Source organism: Xanthomonas bonasiae, assembly GCF_017163705.1.
GTDB classification, from domain to species: Bacteria; Pseudomonadota; Gammaproteobacteria; order Xanthomonadales; family Xanthomonadaceae; genus Xanthomonas_A; species Xanthomonas_A bonasiae.
Genome location: NZ_JAFIWB010000005.1, coordinates 112407 through 129784 on the forward strand (window position 1 = coordinate 112407; position 17378 = coordinate 129784).

At 68.3% G+C, this 17378-nt stretch carries 13 protein-coding genes and 2 pseudogenes; 8 read left to right on the top strand and 7 right to left on the bottom strand.

From position 1 onward, the window contains the following. Nucleotides 1-78: 78 nt before the first annotated feature. Both JR064_RS07450 and JR064_RS07455 read right to left on the bottom strand, forming a co-directional pair. Entirely contained in the window at nt 79-1341 is a 1263-nt protein-coding gene (locus JR064_RS07450; protein ID WP_206229291.1) for a cation:proton antiporter, read from the bottom strand. A gap of 290 nt (nt 1342-1631) precedes the next feature. Beyond that, nucleotides 1632-2600, bottom strand: a complete 969-nt coding sequence (locus tag JR064_RS07455; RefSeq protein WP_206229292.1) for a LysR family transcriptional regulator — start codon at nt 2598-2600, stop codon at nt 1632-1634. Nucleotides 2601-2708: 108 nt separating this feature from the next. Between JR064_RS07455 and aceB the strand changes: the two genes are divergently transcribed. The 4 genes from aceB (at nt 2709) to JR064_RS07475 (ending at nt 9758) form a co-directional block, all read left to right on the top strand. Further along, the gene (gene aceB / locus JR064_RS07460; RefSeq protein ID WP_206229293.1) at nt 2709-4352 is read left to right on the top strand and encodes a malate synthase A; all 1644 of its coding nucleotides are present in this window, start codon (nt 2709-2711) and stop codon (nt 4350-4352) included. Between the two features lie 143 nt (nt 4353-4495). Further along, a complete protein-coding gene (gene aceA, locus JR064_RS07465) occupies nt 4496-5791 on the top strand; it encodes an isocitrate lyase (protein WP_206229294.1) in 1296 nt (431 codons plus the stop codon). A 293-nt stretch (nt 5792-6084) separates the two neighbouring features. After that, entirely contained in the window at nt 6085-7131 is a 1047-nt protein-coding gene (locus JR064_RS07470) for a GGDEF domain-containing protein (RefSeq protein ID WP_206229295.1), read from the top strand. Nucleotides 7132-7157: 26 nt separating this feature from the next. Next, on the top strand, nt 7158-9758 hold the full coding sequence (locus tag JR064_RS07475; protein ID WP_206229296.1) for a putative peptide modification system cyclase: 2601 nt from the start codon (nt 7158-7160) through the stop codon (nt 9756-9758). Here JR064_RS07475 and JR064_RS23365 read toward each other — a convergent pair. Beyond that, a pseudogene (locus JR064_RS23365) lies at nt 9700-9867 on the bottom strand (NHLP-related RiPP peptide); the annotation flags it as partial. The gene JR064_RS07475 and the pseudogene JR064_RS23365 sit on opposite strands and share 59 nt — an antisense overlap. Nucleotides 9868-9890: 23 nt before the next feature. Beyond that, nucleotides 9891-11105 carry a putative peptide maturation dehydrogenase gene (locus tag JR064_RS07480; protein ID WP_206229297.1) on the bottom strand — a complete coding sequence of 405 codons (1215 nt, stop codon included), beginning with the start codon at nt 11103-11105 and terminating at the stop codon, nt 9891-9893. Nucleotides 11106-11399: 294 nt separating this feature from the next. Between JR064_RS07480 and JR064_RS07485 the strand changes: the two are divergent. Next, nucleotides 11400-11609 (top strand): annotated as a pseudogene (locus JR064_RS07485) (putative peptide maturation dehydrogenase); the annotation flags it as partial. 117 nt (nt 11610-11726) lie between these two features. On the opposite strand, the gene JR064_RS07490 reads toward JR064_RS07485, so the two are convergent. The 3 genes from JR064_RS07490 to JR064_RS07500 form a co-directional block, all read right to left on the bottom strand. After that, complete coding sequence (locus JR064_RS07490) at nt 11727-12542, bottom strand: DUF2884 family protein (RefSeq protein ID WP_206229298.1); 816 nt, start codon at nt 12540-12542, stop codon at nt 11727-11729. Nucleotides 12543-12661: 119 nt separating this feature from the next. Then, on the bottom strand, nt 12662-13255 hold the full coding sequence (locus JR064_RS07495) for a cupin domain-containing protein (protein ID WP_241092907.1): 594 nt from the start codon (nt 13253-13255) through the stop codon (nt 12662-12664). Between the two features lie 127 nt (nt 13256-13382). After that, nucleotides 13383-15005 (bottom strand): SulP family inorganic anion transporter, encoded by a 1623-nt coding sequence (locus JR064_RS07500; RefSeq protein ID WP_206229299.1) that lies wholly within the window; start codon nt 15003-15005, stop codon nt 13383-13385. A 447-nt stretch (nt 15006-15452) separates the two neighbouring features. Here JR064_RS07500 and JR064_RS07505 point away from each other — a divergent pair, with 447 nt between their 5' ends. The 3 genes from JR064_RS07505 (at nt 15453) to JR064_RS07515 (ending at nt 17376) form a co-directional block, all read left to right on the top strand. Then, nucleotides 15453-15872: a hypothetical protein gene (locus JR064_RS07505; RefSeq protein ID WP_179571082.1), complete on the top strand. Its 420-nt coding sequence runs from the start codon at nt 15453-15455 to the stop codon at nt 15870-15872. Between the two features lie 174 nt (nt 15873-16046). Next, on the top strand, nt 16047-16253 hold the full coding sequence (locus tag JR064_RS07510) for a hypothetical protein (protein WP_191825950.1): 207 nt from the start codon (nt 16047-16049) through the stop codon (nt 16251-16253). 31 nt (nt 16254-16284) lie between these two features. Further along, complete coding sequence (locus JR064_RS07515; protein ID WP_206229300.1) at nt 16285-17376, top strand: DUF3182 family protein; 1092 nt, start codon at nt 16285-16287, stop codon at nt 17374-17376. Nucleotides 17377-17378 lie beyond the last annotated feature (2 nt).

Genomic DNA, 17378 nt, shown 5'->3' on the forward strand with positions numbered 1-17378 from the left:
TGTGCGCCGAGCGCCGCGACTGCATGTCGGACGATGCGGGCGCCGCGGTGCAGCCGTTCGCTCGGCACGGCCCAGCGCTCAGCGACCGGACCGGCTCGCGCCCAGTCCGGCGGCGCCGGCGGCACGCCGTTCGCGATGGAACCAGGCCACCATCGGCGAGGCCATGAAAGTGGTCACCAAGGTCATCCCGAACAGCAGGGTGAACAGGTCCGGGCCGATCACGCCGCTGTCCAGGCCGATCTTGATCACCACCAGTTCCATCAGCCCGCGTGCGTTCATCAGCGAGCCCACGGTCAGGCTGTCGCGCCAGTCGTGGCCGCTCAGGCGCGCGCCCAGCGTGCAGCCGACCAGCTTGCCGAGCACCGCTACGCCGATCACCAGCACGAAGCCGGCGATACCCGTGCCGGCGAAGACGCTGGGGCTGGTGGCCTGGCCGGCGACCGCGAACAGCACCGGCATCAGCAAGGTGATCGCCAGCGGTTCGATGCGCCCGGCCAGGTGTTCCAGCAGGCGGTCCTCGCGCGGCAGGCAGATGCCGAACAGGAACGCGCCGAAGATGGCGTGCAGGCCGATCCACTCGGCCGCGGCGGCGCAGGCCAGCACGCCGATCAGCACCCAGACCAGGGCGGTCGGCGCATAGCGGCCGTCGCGCGCGCGGGGCTTCAGCAAGCGCGCGAACGCGGGGCGCAGTGCGCCGAACACCACGGCGATCAGCACCAGCGCGCCGACCGCGGTGAAGCCGACGCCGCCGTGCGCGTTGCCGCCGGTCAGGGTCAGCACCACCGCCAGGAAGATCCAGACGGTCGCATCGTCGATCACCGCCGCACCCAGCGCCAGGCGGCCGGCGTGCGTGCGCGTCATGTTGCGGTCCTTGAGGATCCGCGCCAGCACCGGAAACGCGGTGACCGACATCGCCGCGGCGATGAACAGCGCGAACGGCCAGAAGCCGATGCCGTGCGGCGCGAAGCGCGGATACAGCCATGGCGCCGCGGCCAGGCCGAGCAGCAACGGCAGCGCGATGCCGGACAGCCCGACCGTCACCGACGAGCGCACCTGCGCCTTGGTGCCTTCCGGCGCGCGCAACTCCACGCCGACGATGAACATGAACAGCACTACGCCGATGTTGGCCAGGCCGGACAGCGGCGGCAGGCTGGCGGGTGCGAACAACGCGCCGTGCAGATCCGGCAGCCATGCGCCGAACGCGATCGGCCCCAGCAGCAGTCCGGCGGCCATTTCGCCGATCACCGGCGGCTGGCCGACGCGCTGCAGCAGCATGCCGCACAGGCGCGCGGCGCCGAGGATCGCCGCCAACTGCACCAGCAACAGCGTGGTTGGATTCATCGCCAGTCCTTCCGTTGGATCGCCTCGGCATGCACGCCAGCACGGCCGCGGTGTGCGCGTTCGCCGGCCCTGTTCCCCGCGACTGCCGGCCTGCGCGCTTGTCGTGCAGACGGGGGTCGCCGTGTGCGGCTAGTCTATGACGACGGCGGCGCGCGCGTCAGCCGCTGCCGATGGCGGCTTGCGACCACGACCGGCAATCCTGTCCCGATTCCTCGATGAGGCCAGCCGCGGCGCGCACGCTTGCGACGGCCCGAGACGATGCACTGCCGGATGCGCGGCGAAGACGCGCCTCAGCGCTCCGACGGCCCGCTCTCGTCGTAGCCGCGCGGGGTGAACAGGTCCGGCTGGATCAGTTCGATGAAGGCGCGCGCCTGCGGCGACAGGTACTTGCCCTTGCGCACCACCACGCCGTAGCTGCGCGACGGGAAATAGTCGCCCAGCGAGCGCGTGGCCAGCTTGCCGCGGTCGGCCTCGGTGACGCAGATCGAGCTGACGATGGAAATGCCCATGCCCATCGCCACGTACTGCTTGATCACCTCCCAGCCGCCCACTTCCAGCGCCACCGTGTACGGCACCCGCGCCTGCTGGAACACCAGGTCGACCAGGCGGTAGGTCACCTGGCGCTTGGGCGGCAGGATCAGCGGATACGGCGACAGGTCGTGCAGGGTGAGCTTGGGCGTGTTCGCCAGCGGGTGGTCGCGTGGGGCGATCAGCAGTTGTTCGAAGCGGTACACCGGCGCGTAGCTGAGGTCGGCCGGCACGTCGAGCATCGAACCCACCGCCAGATCCACCGCGTCCTCGCGCAGCAGCTCGGTGCCGTCGGCGCTGATCGCGTTGTGCAGGGTCAGGCGCACGTCCGGGTGGCGCGCGCGGAAGTTCTCCACGATCTTCGGCAGCAGGTACAGGATGGTGGAGCTGTTGGCGGCGATGTTCAGTTCGCCGGCGTCCAGCCCGCGCGCCTTCTCGCGGAAATCGGCCTCCAGCCGGTCCAGGCTTTCCACCAGCGGCTGCGCCATTTCGTACAGCAGCTGGCCCTCGCGGCTGGGGATCAGGCGCCGTCCGCTGCGCTCCAGCAGCACCACGCCCAGTTCGCGCTCCAGCGCCTGCAACTGCAGGGTCACCGCCGGCTGGCTGACGAACAGCGCCTCAGCTGCCCGTGAGACCGAACCCAGGCGCACGGTCTGGCAGAACGCGCGCAGCGGCTTCAGCCGGTCGGATTTGTAGGGAAAACGCGGGGTTGCGGTGCCGCGCGTGGGCATGATGTGACAACTATAAGGTGTACTTATTTAATGCATTGATAAAACTGTATTGTCAAATACATGCTGCGGAAGCACGGTGACAGCCCGGAAACATCGAGGAACCCCACCATGTCCGCCGCCGCCTTCGCCGCTTCATCCCCGTCCGCCGAACGCTCCACCCCCGGCATCACCCTGACCGCCTCGCTGGCCGGCCAGGACGCCCTGCTGCCGCCGGCGGCACTGGCCTTGCTGGTGTCGCTGCACCGGGCGATCGAACCCGAGCGGCAGGCGCGGCTGGCGGCACGCCGCGAACGCCAGGCCTGGTTCGACGGCGGCGGCCTGCCGGACTTCCGCGCCGACACCCAGGCGATCCGCGATGGCGACTGGCGCGTGGCACCGCTGCCGGCCGCGCTGCAGGACCGCCGCGTCGAGATCACCGGCCCGACCGATCCGAAGATGGTCATCAACGCGCTGAACTCCGGCGCCAAGGTGTACATGGCCGACTTCGAGGACTCGACCGCGCCGACCTGGCGCAATCTGGTCGCCGGGCAGCGTGCGCTGGCCGAGGCGGTGGCCGGCACGCTGACCTTCAGCGCGCCGCCGGCGCGCGACGGCAGCGCGGGCAAGCGCTACGCGCTCAAGCCCTACGACGAGCAGGCGGTGCTGATCGTGCGCCCGCGCGGCTGGCACTTGGACGAAAAGCATGTGCTGGTCGACGGCCAGCCGCTGGCCGGCGGCCTGTTCGACGCGGCGCTGTTCGCCTTCCACAACGGCCGCGCGCTGCTGGCCAAGGACCGCGGCCCCTACCTGTACCTGCCCAAGCTGCAGTCGATGGAAGAGGCCGCGCTGTGGGAAGCCGCGCTGTCGCACATCGAGGCGATGCTGGGCCTGCCGCAGGGGCAGATCAAGGTCACCGTGCTGATCGAGACGCTGCCGGCGGTGTTCGAGATGGACGAGATCCTGCATGCGCTGCGCGAGCGCATCGTCGGCCTGAACTGCGGCCGCTGGGACTACATCTTTTCCTACCTGAAGACCTTCCGCCGCCACCCCGACCGGGTGCTGCCCGAGCGCGGCCAGGTGACCATGACCCAGCCGTTCCTGAAGGCGTATTCGGAACTGCTGATCCGCACCTGCCACCGCCGCGGCGCGCATGCGATGGGCGGCATGGCCGCGCAGATCCCGATCGGCCACGACGAGGCGGCCAACGAGCAGGCGATGGCACGGGTGCGCGCGGACAAGCTGCGCGAAGTCACTGCCGGTCACGACGGCACCTGGGTCGCGCATCCGGCGCTGATCCCGATCGCCCGCGCCATCTTCGACGAGCACATGCGCACGCCGAACCAGCACGACGTGCGCCGCGAGGACGTGCAGGCCGACCGCGACACGCTGATCGCGCCGTCCACCGGCACGATCACCCGCGCCGGCTTCGAGGGCAACATCGAAGTGTGCGTGCGCTACCTGGCGGCGTGGCTGGACGGCAACGGCTGCGTACCGATCCACCACCTGATGGAAGACGCGGCCACCGCCGAGATCAGCCGCAGCCAGCTATGGCAGTGGCTGCACGTGGGCGGCCTGCACCTGGACGACGGCACCGCGATCGACTTCGCGCTGTTCGACGCCTGCATGCGCCAGCTGCCGGCGCGCCTGGGCGAACGCGCGCTGCTGCCCGGCGGCAACCGCCTGGACGATGCCATCGCGCTGCTGGACACGCTGACCCGCAGCGAGGACTTGGCCGAATTCCTGACCTTGCCGGCTTACCAGATGATCGAGTGATTGGAGCCGGGAGTGGGGAATCGGGAATGGGGAATCGTGAAAGCGACATTCCTGCGCCTGACCTCTTCCGTGCCTTCCATGCTTTTCGTCCGAAACACCGCTCCACCGTTTCATCGCCGTATCCATTCCGAGGAGAACGCAAGATGAGCACCACGTTGCAGACCGCCGAACAGATCCAGCACGCCTGGGACACCGATCCGCGCTGGGCCGGGATCGCCCGCAACTACACCGCCGCCGACGTGGTGCGCCTGCGCGGCACCGTGCATGTGGAGCATTCGCTGGCCCGGCTCGGTGCCGAGAAGCTGTGGAAGTACCTGCACGAAAAGGACTTCGTCAACGCGTTGGGCGCGCTGACCGGCAACCAGGCGATGCAGCAGGTCAAGGCCGGGCTCAATGCGATCTACCTTTCCGGCTGGCAGGTCGCCGCCGATGCCAACCTGGCCGGGCAGATGTACCCGGACCAGTCGCTGTACCCGGCCGATTCGGTGCCGGCGGTGGTCAAGCGCATCAACAACACGCTGCTGCGCGCCGACCAGCTGCACCACGCCGAGGGCAAGGACGAGATCGACTTCCTGCAGCCGATCGTGGCCGATGCCGAGGCCGGTTTCGGCGGCGTGCTCAACGCCTTCGAATTGATGAAGGCGATGATCGAGGCCGGCGCGGCCGGCGTGCACTTCGAGGACCAGCTGGCTTCGGTGAAGAAGTGCGGGCACATGGGCGGCAAGGTGCTGGTGCCGACCCGCGAGGCGATCGAGAAGCTCAACGCCGCGCGCCTGGCCGCCGACGTGCTGGGCGTGCCGACGCTGTTGGTCGCGCGCACCGACGCCGAGGCCGCCGACCTGGTGACCAGCGACATCGACCCCAACGACCGCCCGTTCACCACCGGCGAGCGCACCGTCGAAGGCTTTTTCAAGACCAACAAGGGCCTGGACCAGGCGATCAGCCGCGGCCTGGCCTACGCCCCGTATGCCGACCTGATCTGGTGCGAGACCGGCAAGCCGGACCTGGAATTCGCGCGCCGGTTCGCCGAGGCGATCCACGCCAAGTTCCCGGGCAAGCTGCTGGCCTACAACTGCTCGCCAAGCTTCAACTGGAAGAAGAACCTGGACGACGCGACCATCGCCACGTTCCAGCAGGAGATCGCCCGCTACGGCTACAAGTTCCAGTTCATCACCCTGGCCGGCTTCCATGCGCTGAACTACTCGATGTTCAATCTGGCGCACGGCTATGCGCGCCGGCAGATGAGCGCCTTCGTCGAGTTGCAGGAAGCCGAGTTCGCCGCCGCCGATCGCGGCTTCACCGCGGTCAAGCACCAGCGCGAGGTCGGCACCGGCTACTTCGATGCGGTGACCCAGGCGATCCAGCAGGGCCAGTCTTCCACCACCGCACTGAAGGGCTCGACGGAAGAAGAGCAGTTCCACGGCGAAAAGGCCGCCTGACCTGCAGCCAGGCGTCCATTGCTTGCCGATCCCCATGGGAGGGGAGAGCCCGGGTTCGCCCGGGCTTTTTTTGCCTGCGCGATGGCGCATGTGCCGACAGCAGTACGGTGTCTACGAGTTACGACAGGACTGGGTGCGGAAACGCCGTACCGGCGGGCCGCCAACGCCCGATTTCGGATCATTTCGCGATCTCCGCGCGTGCGAGATTGGCTGTGATCGCATCAGCGCCGATTCGTTCAGGTGCTATGCTTTGCGCAAGATGGCGGGCGACGCCAAGAGCAGTAGGGGGCTGGATGAGCTGCGACAGCGCCGCGTCCAATGCACGCGAGACAATTCCGACGGTTGCCGTGGTTGCCCCCAAGCCCAATGAGCTGGCGGTGCTGACCGCCGCGGAACTGCGCCTGTTCTCCGCGTTCGGCCGTTCGCGCACGGTGCGTGCCGGCGACGTGCTGTTCCGGCGCGGCGACGGCGGCAGCGCCATGTTCGTGATCAGCAGCGGCGTGATCGACCTGGATTTCGGCGAGGACCTGGTCGTCAAGCATCTCGGGCATGGCGAATTCTTCGGCGAACTCGGCCTGTTGATCGGCAGCCACATGCGCAGCGCCGACGCCATCGCCGCCAGCGACGGCGTGCTGGTGGAACTGGACCACGACGACTTCCAGCGCCTGGTGGAGCGCGACCCGGGCCTGGTCGCTTACTTCCTGCGCCGCACCATCATGCGCGTGGTGATGAACGAGCAGACCCTGATCCGCCAGCTGCGCCGCCGCAACCACGACCTGGAAGCGGCGCTGGACAACCTCTACGCCACCACCCACCAGCTCAGCCAGACCGAGGAGCTGGTGCGCACCGACGAACTGACCGGCCTGCACAACCGCCGCGGCCTGATCCTGCGCCTGCAGGAATGCCGCCGCGACGGCCGCTCGCCCGGTCCCGGCCTGCTGCTGATCGATTGCGACCGCTTCAAGCGCATCAACGACGAGCACGGCCATCTGGTCGGCGACCGCGTGCTGCAGAACGTCGCCAACATCCTGCGCTCCGTCGCCGGCCAGGACGACATCGCCTGCCGCCTCGGCGGCGACGAATTCTGCCTGCTGGTGTCCACCGGCAACGCGGACGATCTGCGCCGCATCGGCGAGTTCGTGATCGCCACCGTGCAGAACCTGCTCGGCGTGCCGCATCCGCTGCCGCACATCTGCCCGGTCAGCATCGGCATCAGCCGGGTCGATCCGCAATCCGACTGGAACGACTGGTACGCCAACGCCGACGCCGCGCTGTACGAGGCCAAGCGCCTCGGCGGTAACCGGTTGTACTGGCACGACCTCGCCTCCGGCTCGCGCTGAGCCCACCAAGCACCCTCGAGCTGCCCATGAACCACGCCCACCAGCCGCAGCCCGACGCCCCGCAGCTGCGGACGTTGCTGCTGACCGACCTGTGCGATTCGATGGCGCTGGTGGAGCGGCTGGGCGACGCCAACGCCGCCGAACTGTTCAAGCTGCACGATCACCTGGTGCTGGAACTGCAGCAGCGCTGGCGCGGGCGCCTGATCGACCGTTCCGACGGCCTGCTGCTGCTGTTCGAACGGCCGATCGACGGCCTCGGTTTCGCCCTGGACTACAGCCGCGGCCTGCACGCGCTGGGCAAGCAGCGCAAACTGGAACTGAAGGTGCGCGCCGGCCTGCACGTCGGCGAGGTGCTGACCTGGCGCAACAGCGACGCCGCGGTGCAGGTCGGCGCCAAGCCGCTGGAAGTGGAGGGCCTGGCCAAGCCGACCGCGGCGCGGCTGATGACCCTGGCCCGCCCCGGGCAGATCCTGCTGTCGGCGGTGGCCGAGTCGCTGACCCACCGCGCCGCGCGCGAACTGGGCGAGCGCGGCGAGCGCCTGCTGTGGAAATCGCACGGCCGCTGGCGCTTCAAGGGCGTGCCGACGGCGCAGGAGATCTACGAAGTCGGCGAGATCGGCAACACCCCGCTGCGCGCGCCGAAGCCGACACCGAAGGCGTGGCGGGACATCCCGCTGTGGCGTCGCCCGGCGGCGCTGCTGGCGGAGGTCGGTCTGATCGCTGCGGTCGCGGTCGGCGTCTGGTTCGTCACCCGTCCGCAGCCCGCGATCGCCTTCGCCGAGCGCGACTGGGTGGTGGTGGGAGATCTGCGCAATCTGACCGGCGACACGCTCTACGACGACACGATCGAGACCGGGCTGCGCATCAGCCTGGAGCAGTCGCGCTATGTCAATGTGCTGGCCGATGCGCGCGTGCGCGAGGCGCTGAAAATGATGCAGCGCGACGCCGGCGTTGCCGTGGATCGCAAACTCGGCGCGGAAATCGCCCAGCGCACCGGCGCGCGTGCCTTGCTGCTGCCCACGGTTTCCGACGCGGACGGGAAGGTGCGGATCAGCATCGAAGTGGTCGACCCGGCGACGGAGGCCACGGTCGTCACCGAGTCCGCGACGGCGCGTGGCCCGGGGTCGGCGGTCGCGGCGTTGGGGGAGGCTGGCGACTCGTTGCGCAAGGCGTTCGGCGAGAGCGTGGCGTCCATCAAGAAGAGTTCGGCCCCGCTGGAACGGGTGACGACCGACAAGCTCGATGCGCTGCGCGCGTTCTCGCTGGGCCAGAAGTCCTACGCCGAGCAGAATCTGCAAGCGGCGGAAATGCAGTTCAGGCAGGCGCTGAATATCGACCCGAACTTCGCCATGGCCAAGATCGGCCTGGCGCGCGTGGCCTACAACAAGACCGACGTGCTCAGCGCGCAGCAACAGATGGGCATGGCGATCGAGGACACGGGCAGGCTGACCGACCGCGAGCGCCTCTATGCCATGGCGCAAATGGCGCTGTTCCGATGGGAAAAGGATTATCCCGGCAAATGGGTCGCCCTGTCGTCCCTGTATCCCGATTATCACGTTGCCGCATTCAATGTGGCCACGAGCATGCGCGACGGTGCCCGCTTCAAGGAGATGTTCGAATACAGCAACCGCGCCGCGGCAACGCAGGCAGTCACCCGTCCGGTCGCATTGAGCTTCAGGGCGATCGCACGCTCGGCCCTGGGCGATGTGGCCGAAGCCGAGCGCGACTATCTCCAGGCCGAAGCGTTGGGGTTCCGCAAGAATTCCGTCGAATTTTCGCTGATCAAGGCGGCCGAATCGAAGTTCAAGGAAGCCGACGCGATGTTGCGTCCGGTTCCGGGAGAGCCGCCGTTCGCTAAAAACGAGCGGGCCGCCGCGAACCTCAATGTGATGGCGGATCAAGGCGAGTGGGAAAAGGCCGCGCAGCAGGCCGATGCGCTCAGGGCTGCGGTCGCCGATCCGCATACGCCGTTCGAATGGGGCGCACGGACCTCCGTACTGGCGATCATGCGCCATACGTCCGACAGCAGGACGGTTCTGCAGGAAGCGCAGAAGCTGGTGACTCTGGCGGAAAACGGCCTGCACAACAGCGCCGGCCGGGCGCAGGAAGCGGTGGCGAATGCGGCGCTCTATGCGGGCTATGTCGCGGCCTGCAACGGCGATATCGCCACTGCCCAGCGTGCATTGAAAGTGGCCAAGCCGATTGCCGACATCGCCCCCTATCCTCTGCTCAAGAATTCTTCGGCCATCGTCGAGGCCCGGATCGCCATGCAGTCGGGAAAGCCCGACGCGGCGCTGGATATCCTGAAACCCTTCGATCAGCCCTGGGCGTTGACCTTGACCAAGGTCGAGCGGCTATCCGCCGAGGTGGCACTGGGCCGGGATGTGGGCGAGCAGCTCGCCTCCATGAAAACGTTGGCCTGGCGCGGTCGCGTCTACGCCGAATGGGCGGCCGAAAGGCCGCCCGTGATCGAATCGCTGTCGTCGCCGCAGCAACTCCTCAACGACAAAAAACCACCCAGCCAAGGCTCGCTTCGAACTGCTTCGCCAGAAGTTCCAGATTCGCTTCGATCTCTTCCTTGCTCGGGAGATTCACGCTCTCGGGCAAAATGCTCGGGTCGAGGTTGAATCCATATTCGGCGAATGCCGCGACAGGATTCTGTTCCATGGCAGCGCGAAAGGCATCGTCGCTGGCGAGGCGTTGCAGCAGGGACCGTGCATTATCTAGTGTGGTCATTTAGTTTGCGCTCGTGGATGGTTTTATTGCCCAAGTGACTGATGCGTCGCGATCAACGGCTTGGGATTCAAGTGTAGCGTGTTTTTCGTGGCATCAATGTTGCCGACGCCATTGGCGCCGATCACCATGGTCGTGAGCGGGTCCAGCGACAGCAGTCGGCCGGCGTCGGTATCGTTGATGGCGGCCGTGTAGAACGCACCGAGATCGCGTTCCGTCGCCAGCAGGTAGAACGTCTGGCTCAGGTGGCCGGAGTCCAGCAGAACCGCCTTGTAGGCCTTGGGGTGGCGCCGGTATTTCCAATGGTGCCGATCCAGCCGCGCGACATGGAAGACGAGCGCGCTGGAATCGGCGAAGTAGGTTTGCCCGATGGTCAGGTCGGCGGCCAGCGTTCTGGCCTCGGCCTCGGTCAGGTCGATTATCTTGACGAGCTTGTGGGTGTCGGATTCATAGTGATAGAACCCTGGCGTCAGCCCTTCCACATCGATTATCAAGGGATATGCCTCGATCGGGTGCAGCGACCCGCCGGAAGGACTGGTGCGGCGTACGGCGACATGACCGGGTGCGATTTCCTCGGCCCCGATCGCGCCGAACGTGCCGAACAGCATGCGCGACAGTTCGGTCAGGGCGAGAGGGCGCGTCCGATCGAAATGCCGGGTGGTGCGCCTGGCACGCAGGACATCGGCAACGTCGCCTTGCAGTGTTTCGGCCGGAAGCGCTATCGAACCGATCCCATCCTGGCGCTTCGGGAAATGCGCGGGAAGCGGGCCATACGTGGCAATGTGCTTGTCCAGGCGCGCGCGCTCGGCCGCATTTCCGTGTTCCCGGCTGCCCTCGTCGCCGACCACGCCCGACCACGCGCTCATGCGGTGATAGACGCTGGCCAGCGGATGCCATCCCACGGTTTCGAGCGTCGCCTGGCCGGCCAGGATGGCGGCGCTTCTGGTGTCTGGAGCGTCGCAAAGAACGATCTCGTCCTCGATCATCCTGTCGATGAAGGACGCATCGCAGTTGTGCTTTCGCATGACCTCGCCGGCGTCGGTCCAGGAATTTCCCGGTAGCGAGGCGACGATGGCCAGCGCCTCGGGCGAAAGCGGAATGCGTTTTCCGCTGAGGGGACACAGCAGGGCGGTGGCGATGGTGGTATCGAGGACGACCGAGCCATTGAGCAGCGCGCTGATATTGGGGAAGAGCACGTCCCCGATTTCGATGATGCAGTGAAGCCTTCGGCGTAATTTCATCTGGATTGGTTTCTGATCGCTGACGGTATGCGGGAGAACCTGGCCGACCCGACGCTGTGCCGCGCGCGATGGTGGGTCGATGACACGGCGTTTCCAGCGCTCGGGTCATGTGCACTGGCATACGATCAGTATGCCGAAGGATGTGGCCGAGGCGTGGGCGCGTTGGCAGCCGATCCGCAGGCACCTTGCCAGGCTTGCCGCACAACCGGCCATCGGTGCAGGCCGAGCGCGCCCGCCGGCGTCCTGGACCATGTCGGGAGCAGGGCGTCCTTCGCCGGTCGACCTATCGTGTTGCTGTGCCTGCGCGCGACGCAGGCGCAGTGGGGCGCGTTCGTGACCTCGGCGATCAACGAGGTGGATATCGAGCAGGCATTCGGCATGGACCCGTTGCGCGAAGGGCCGCTGGTGGTCTGCGGCTTCGGCTGGCGGGCGCCGGCGTTGACCACCGCGGAGTTCGATCCGGCCGGCGCGGTATGGCAGGCCAGCGTCGCCGGATCGCCCTGACGAGCGCGCGCGGTGGCATGAGGCGCTTCAGTCAGTGCCAGCGAGCATGGCCGCCGCACTGGTGCAGCGCTCCTGCAGTTGCCTGCGGTGCCGTCCGCCGCCAGTCGTTGTCTGTGTTCAGTGCGCCTGGCTGTGCGCCGTTGCGGTTGCGGCCACAGCCGCTGCGTCGGGGGCGGCCGGCTTGGCTGGCGTGTCGCTATGTTCGAGCAATTCCAGACGCTTGTCGCCGGGCAGCCGATAGTCCAACTGCTCCTCCAGCGCATCCAGCGCGGCCACCTGCACGCAGAGCGCGTTGGCCCTGGCTTCCAGCGCCTTGCCGCGCGCGTCCATGCGCCGCTCCAGGTCCTTCTCCATCGCGTCGGTGCGTTTCTCGATGGCGTCGGCGCGGCCGGTGAACACCGCGAACATCACCCCGCGGGTCAGCGCGCCGGCCATCTCCTCTGCGGCGGCGCTGACGTCGGCTTCGAACGCCTTGTCGAACGGCTCCTTCTGCCATTGGCCTTTGCCGAGGGTGCGGTCAAGGTGGGCGAGGGCGGCGTCGCGGTGCCGCTCGAGCTTGCGCGCCTTGCTGCTGCTGCCGGTGATGGCCTCGACCACGCCACCGAAGGCGTCGAAGGTGATGCCGACCACCTCGCGGGCGATGCCGGCCACTTCGGGCATCAGCGCCTGGGCGCCCTGTTCCATCTGCCGCAAGCGCTGGGCGTCGGCGCTGCTGAGCGGCTGCGCGACGCCGTCCACTTGCAGGCGGCCGTCATGCAGGAACACGGTCTTCGGCGTGCCGGCGCTGCGCGTCAGGGCGACGCCGGTCCGGTCGACGATGACGTCGTAAGGCGTGGAAAAGCCGCATTGCTGCGAGGAGAACTGCGGGCCGGCGCTGGCGCTGGCGGCGGCACCCAGCAGGGAGAGCGTACACACGGAAAGCAGCAGGCGCATGGCGGCGGTTCCTTTGACGATGACGGCAGCATCGGTGCTGAGCCGTGCCGTGTCGTCTGCGGGAAGTCAGGGTGCGGGAAGTCATGCCTGCACCGCGGCGCCGGCAAGCCCGCGCGGATCTAGCTCGGACCCTCAGGCATCGCCCAGTGCTGGAGAAGGGGGCCTTGCGGACCGGCGACGGGATCGCTGGGCGGGAACGGCAGCTGGGCGATGCGCCGGATCGTTTCGGCGCTGGGCGCCTGCCGGCAGATGTCCCAGTCCTGACCGGCGGGATAGGCGCCGACCACCACGAAGTCGCTGCTGGCGGCGATGCAGCGATGGCCGGTACCGGCCGGCAGCAGCAAGGCGTCGCCGGCCGCCAGCGTGGTTTCGGGGCCGCCTGGGCCGCCGATGACCAGCCGCGCGCTGCCGCTGGCCACGCCAAGCACCTCGTGGGCAGTGGAATGGTAGTGGTGGTAATCGTAGATGCCATCGCGCCATTGCGGCGGCCAGCCGTGGGCGGCGAAGCGGCGTTCGAAGCCGGCGGCATCGCCCTCGCGTCCGGCTTGGCGGTACAGCAGGACCGGCAGGAACGGATGGTTGGGCACCCAATCGTGCGGCGGCAGCAGCCAGTGTTCCAGGTGCATCGGCGCGTCCTCGCGGCATGGTGTGGCGGGCAGCGGGCGGCCGCCGATGCGGATCATGCTAGCCAGGCCGCGTGGTCGCGGCGTCATGGCGCGATGCGGCGACATCGTCGCGGTGCACGTGCGCATGCAGCGGTCGACACGGCAATCCCAACGCCATCCGCCGGCTTGCGACACGGCAGCCCAGGCGATATCGCCAGGGCTGCCGCTGCTTGCCTCAATGCAACGGTGCAGGGCCTGCGTCGGCACGATGGTGCGTGCCCAGGTCCCCGACCATGGCGGCGCTGGCGGCGTTCAGCCCCACCACCTGCACCTGCGCACCATGGCGGCGGAATTTCAGCACCACCTTGTCCAGCGCGCCGATGGCGCTGATGTCCCACAGGTGCGCCTGCGTCAGGTCGAGGGTGACCCGCGCCGGTGCGTGCGCATAGTCGAACGCGGCGGCGAAGCTGCCGGCCGAGGCGAAGAACAGCTGGCCGCCGATGCGGTAGGTGTGGCCGCCATCGGCGTCTTCGGTCCTGGCGATGTCCAGCATGCGCCCGACCTTGCGCGCGAAGAACAGCGCCGACAGCAGCACGCCGGTCAGCACGCCGCGCGCCAGGTCGTGGGTGGCCACGGTCACCACCACGGTGGCGAGCATCACCAGACTGGAGCTCTTCGGATGCGTGCGCAGCTGCGCCAGCGAGCGCCAGCTGAAGGTGCCGATCGAGACCATGATCATCACCGCCACCAGCGCCGCCATCGGGATCTGCCGCACCCACGCGCCGGCGAACACCACCAGCATCAGCAGCACGCTGCCGGCGACCAGCGCCGACAGGCGGCCGCGGCCGCCGGATTTCACGTTGATCACCGACTGCCCGATCATCGCGCAGCCGGCCATGCCGCCGATCAGCCCGCTGGCGATGTTGGCCGCGCCCTGGCCGATGCATTCGCGGTTCTTGCCGCTGGGGGTGTCGGTCATGTCGTCGACGATCTGCGCGGTCATCATCGATTCGAGCAGGCCGACGACCGCCATCGTCGCCGACACCGGGAATACGATCTTCAGCGTCTCCAGCGTCCATGGCACGTCCGGCAGCAGGAACGTCGGCAGGCTGTCGGGCAACTGACCCTTGTCGCCGACGGTGGGCACGGCGATGCCGAAGTACAGCGCCATGCCGGTCAGCAACACGATCGCCACCAGCGGCGGCGGCAGCGCGAGCGTACGCGTCCAGCGATGGCCGAGCAGCAGCGCCGCGGCACCGATCGCCGCCACGGCATACAGCGCACGCGCATCGAGGCTGCCGGCGGTCAATGCGGCGCCCAGCAACAGCAGCCACAGGCCGAGTCCGGCAAAGGTGCGTCGCGACAGCCACGGCAGGCCGTAGATCACCAGCAGGCCCAGCGCCACCAACGGGTATACCAGTGCGGGCACGCCGATCAGTTCCGGCAGCTGCGCCATGAAGATCAGGATCGCCAAGGCATTGACGAAACCGGTGATCACCGAGCGCGACACGAAGCGCATCAGCGCGCCGAGCCTGAGCAGGCCGGCGCCGATCTGCAGCACGCCGGTCAGCAGCGTCGCCGCCAGCAGGTACTGCAGGCCGTGGTCCTTGACCAGGCCGACCATCAGCAGCGCCATCGCGCCGGTGGCGGCGGAGATCATGCCCGGCCGGCCGCCGACGAAGGCGATCACCACGCAGATGCAGAACGAGGCATACAGCCCGACCTTGGGATCGACCCCGGCGATGATGGAGAAGGCGATGGCTTCGGGGATCAGCGCCAGCGCCACGACCAGGCCGGCGAGCACGTCGCCACGGATGTTGCCGCACCATTGCTGGCGCAGCGGGGGATTGAGATTCACGAGAAAACGCTCCTGGCGCCGCGCCCGTCGCGGGGCGGCGCTACACCAAATGGAAAGCCAGAACACACCGGGCGTCCCGCAAGGGGACAGCGTGGAAAGCGCAGCGCGGGTGTCAGGGTGGCGTCATGTCGTGGCGTGGGGAGCGGAAGAGCACGCGGCGATGCGTTGCGTGCCGCGCCAGTATAGAACAGTCGCGCCTGTGCCGGCCTTGCGCTGCTTCCCACTTGCGCGTGCTGCGGTGGATGCAGCGCTGCATGTGCAGGCATGCGAGCACGGGGTGAGAAGCGGGCTGACGTCCGATACGGCCGTTCACAGCCGCTGGCATGCCCGCCTGGGTCGCGCGGCGGAACGCGCCGTCCCATTGCCGGAGACGCCACGGCTCACAATCTCCTCACTATTTGCGCGCAGAATGTGGCAACAGGATTGCGCGACGTGGAGCGCCGGCGAATGAACGATTTACGCATCGACCATGTCGACGCTGCCTTGTCCGCGCTGGACCAGGCCGATCCGCAACGCAAGGCGGCGTTGTGGCAGTGGGCGTATCTGGAGATGTTGCACGAGACCCTGAGCGCGATGCATCAGCTGTCGCACCGGGTCGGCGTGGCCGAGCTGGTCGCCGATGCCTGGCTGGCGCCGGTGGACGTGATCGCGCTGGAGCATTCGTTCCTGGACCGAGCCACGCTGGCCGATCCGCGCGTGCAGGCCTTCGCGTTGGCGTTGGCCGAAGCGTCCTCGCGCCAGTCGCGCGCCGAGCTGTGGCGCAGCGGCTACGCCAGCGCGGTGCAGGCCACGCTGCAGGGCATGCAGGCGCTGGCCGGCAAGCACCGGATCGATGCGCAGGTCGCTGCGCCCTTGTCGTCCGCCTGAGCGCCACCTCGACGCATTCGTGCGGCGTGGATAGCGTCGCTGGTGACGCGTCGGTAGCGTGCGCTCGCAGCAGGCGACGTCGGCAGTTGCATCCTCGACATCCAGAGACCTGCTAACGCGCTCGGCACGCAGCGTTCACCATGGCGCAACGCCGTTGCCGACAGCCTTGGGAACATGGTCAGCTCCCACCGCCATTCCGCATCGCAGGCGACGGCCACGCATCGGGCGCCGCGGGCGAACGACGTTCCTGCCGATGCCCCGGGCATCTCGGAAGCCGGCGCCTGGTGGCGGCAATTGCGTGCCGCCGTGCCGCGCTGGTTGCTCGTCGCGGTGGCACTGCTGGCGCTGGGCTTGCTGCTGTACTGGTACGCCCGTGCTTGACCTCCTGTCCTCATCGCGTGGAGAGCCGCGCATGGCGCCATCTGCCGCACACGACCATGTCCGTCGCTGCAGCGTGCGCCTGCATCCGCCCGGCGGGCACGAGGTCGCCACGCACGCCTGGATCGCCGCCGAAGTGGCGCGGCTGATGCGCCTGCCGTTGCAGGATGCCAGCGCGGCGCAGAGCGGTTTCTACGTGCCGGACGACACCCTGACCGCCGCGCAGGCGCAGCAGCTGGGCGTGCGTGCGGCGACCGACCTGCTCGGTGGCGTGGTCCCGCATGCGTTCGTCGCCACCAAGGCGATCAGCCATCCGCTGGTTGATCCCGGCGCGGCCGCGCCGCAGGGCTGGGCCCATGCGCTCGGCGGCGCGCTGGCCGAGGCGACGGTGCCCGGCTACACCGCGTTCGCTGCGGACGATGCGCGCGTGGCGTATGCGCGCCTGTGCGGCGGCGGCCAGGTGCGGTTGAAGCTGCCCAGCGGCATCGGCGGGCAGGGCCAACTGTTGCTGCACGACGCGCACGTGCTGGAGACGGCATTGGCCGCGGTGGCGGCGACGGACCTGGCGCAGCAGGGCGTGGTGCTGGAGCGGCAACTGGACCGCTCGACGACCTTCAGCGTCGGCGAAGTGGACTGCGCCGGCATGACCATCGCCTATTACGGCACGCAATCGGTCACCGACGACGCTGCCGGCCGCGAGACCTACGGCGGCTCGCAACTGTTCGTGATCCGCGGCACCCTGGACGCGCTGCTCGAACGCACGTTGCCGCCGCAGCAGCGCGAGGCGGTGCTGAAGGCGCGCCACTACGATCGCTGCATCGCCCAGGCCTATCCCGGTTTCTATGCATCGCGCCGCAACTACGACGTGATCGACGGCATCGCCGAGGATGGCGCGCGCCTGTGCGGCGTGCTTGAGCAATCGTGGCGCGTCGGCGGCGCCACGCCGGCGGAACTGGCCGCGGTCGATGCCTTCCAGCGCGATCCGGCGTTGCACGCGGTGATCGCGGCCATGGTCGAACGCTACGGCATGCCGACGCTGCCCGCGGACGCCGAGGTCTACTACATGGGCGAGGATCCGCGCGTGGGGCGCCTGACCAAATACCGTTATGTGAGCGCTGCGGACTGACG

Excerpts from the sequence above, each read along its gene's own strand:
- JR064_RS07490 (WP_206229298.1), bottom strand. The coding sequence starts at position 12,542 with ATGCGCCTGCTGCTTTCCGTGTGTACGCTCTCCCTGCTGGGTGCCGCC.
- JR064_RS07475 (WP_206229296.1), top strand. The coding sequence starts at position 7,158 with ATGAACCACGCCCACCAGCCGCAGCCCGACGCCCCGCAGCTGCGGACG.
- JR064_RS07510 (WP_191825950.1), top strand. The coding sequence starts at position 16,047 with ATGGTCAGCTCCCACCGCCATTCCGCATCGCAGGCGACGGCCACGCAT.
- JR064_RS07455 (WP_206229292.1), bottom strand. The coding sequence starts at position 2,600 with ATGCCCACGCGCGGCACCGCAACCCCGCGTTTTCCCTACAAATCCGAC.
- aceB (WP_206229293.1), top strand. The coding sequence starts at position 2,709 with ATGTCCGCCGCCGCCTTCGCCGCTTCATCCCCGTCCGCCGAACGCTCC.
- JR064_RS07505 (WP_179571082.1), top strand. The coding sequence starts at position 15,453 with ATGAACGATTTACGCATCGACCATGTCGACGCTGCCTTGTCCGCGCTG.
- JR064_RS07480 (WP_206229297.1), bottom strand. The coding sequence starts at position 11,105 with ATGAAATTACGCCGAAGGCTTCACTGCATCATCGAAATCGGGGACGTG.
- JR064_RS07495 (WP_241092907.1), bottom strand. The coding sequence starts at position 13,255 with ATGACGCCGCGACCACGCGGCCTGGCTAGCATGATCCGCATCGGCGGC.
- JR064_RS07515 (WP_206229300.1), top strand. The coding sequence starts at position 16,285 with ATGGCGCCATCTGCCGCACACGACCATGTCCGTCGCTGCAGCGTGCGC.
- JR064_RS07450 (WP_206229291.1), bottom strand. The coding sequence starts at position 1,341 with ATGAATCCAACCACGCTGTTGCTGGTGCAGTTGGCGGCGATCCTCGGC.
- aceA (WP_206229294.1), top strand. The coding sequence starts at position 4,496 with ATGAGCACCACGTTGCAGACCGCCGAACAGATCCAGCACGCCTGGGAC.
- JR064_RS07470 (WP_206229295.1), top strand. The coding sequence starts at position 6,085 with ATGAGCTGCGACAGCGCCGCGTCCAATGCACGCGAGACAATTCCGACG.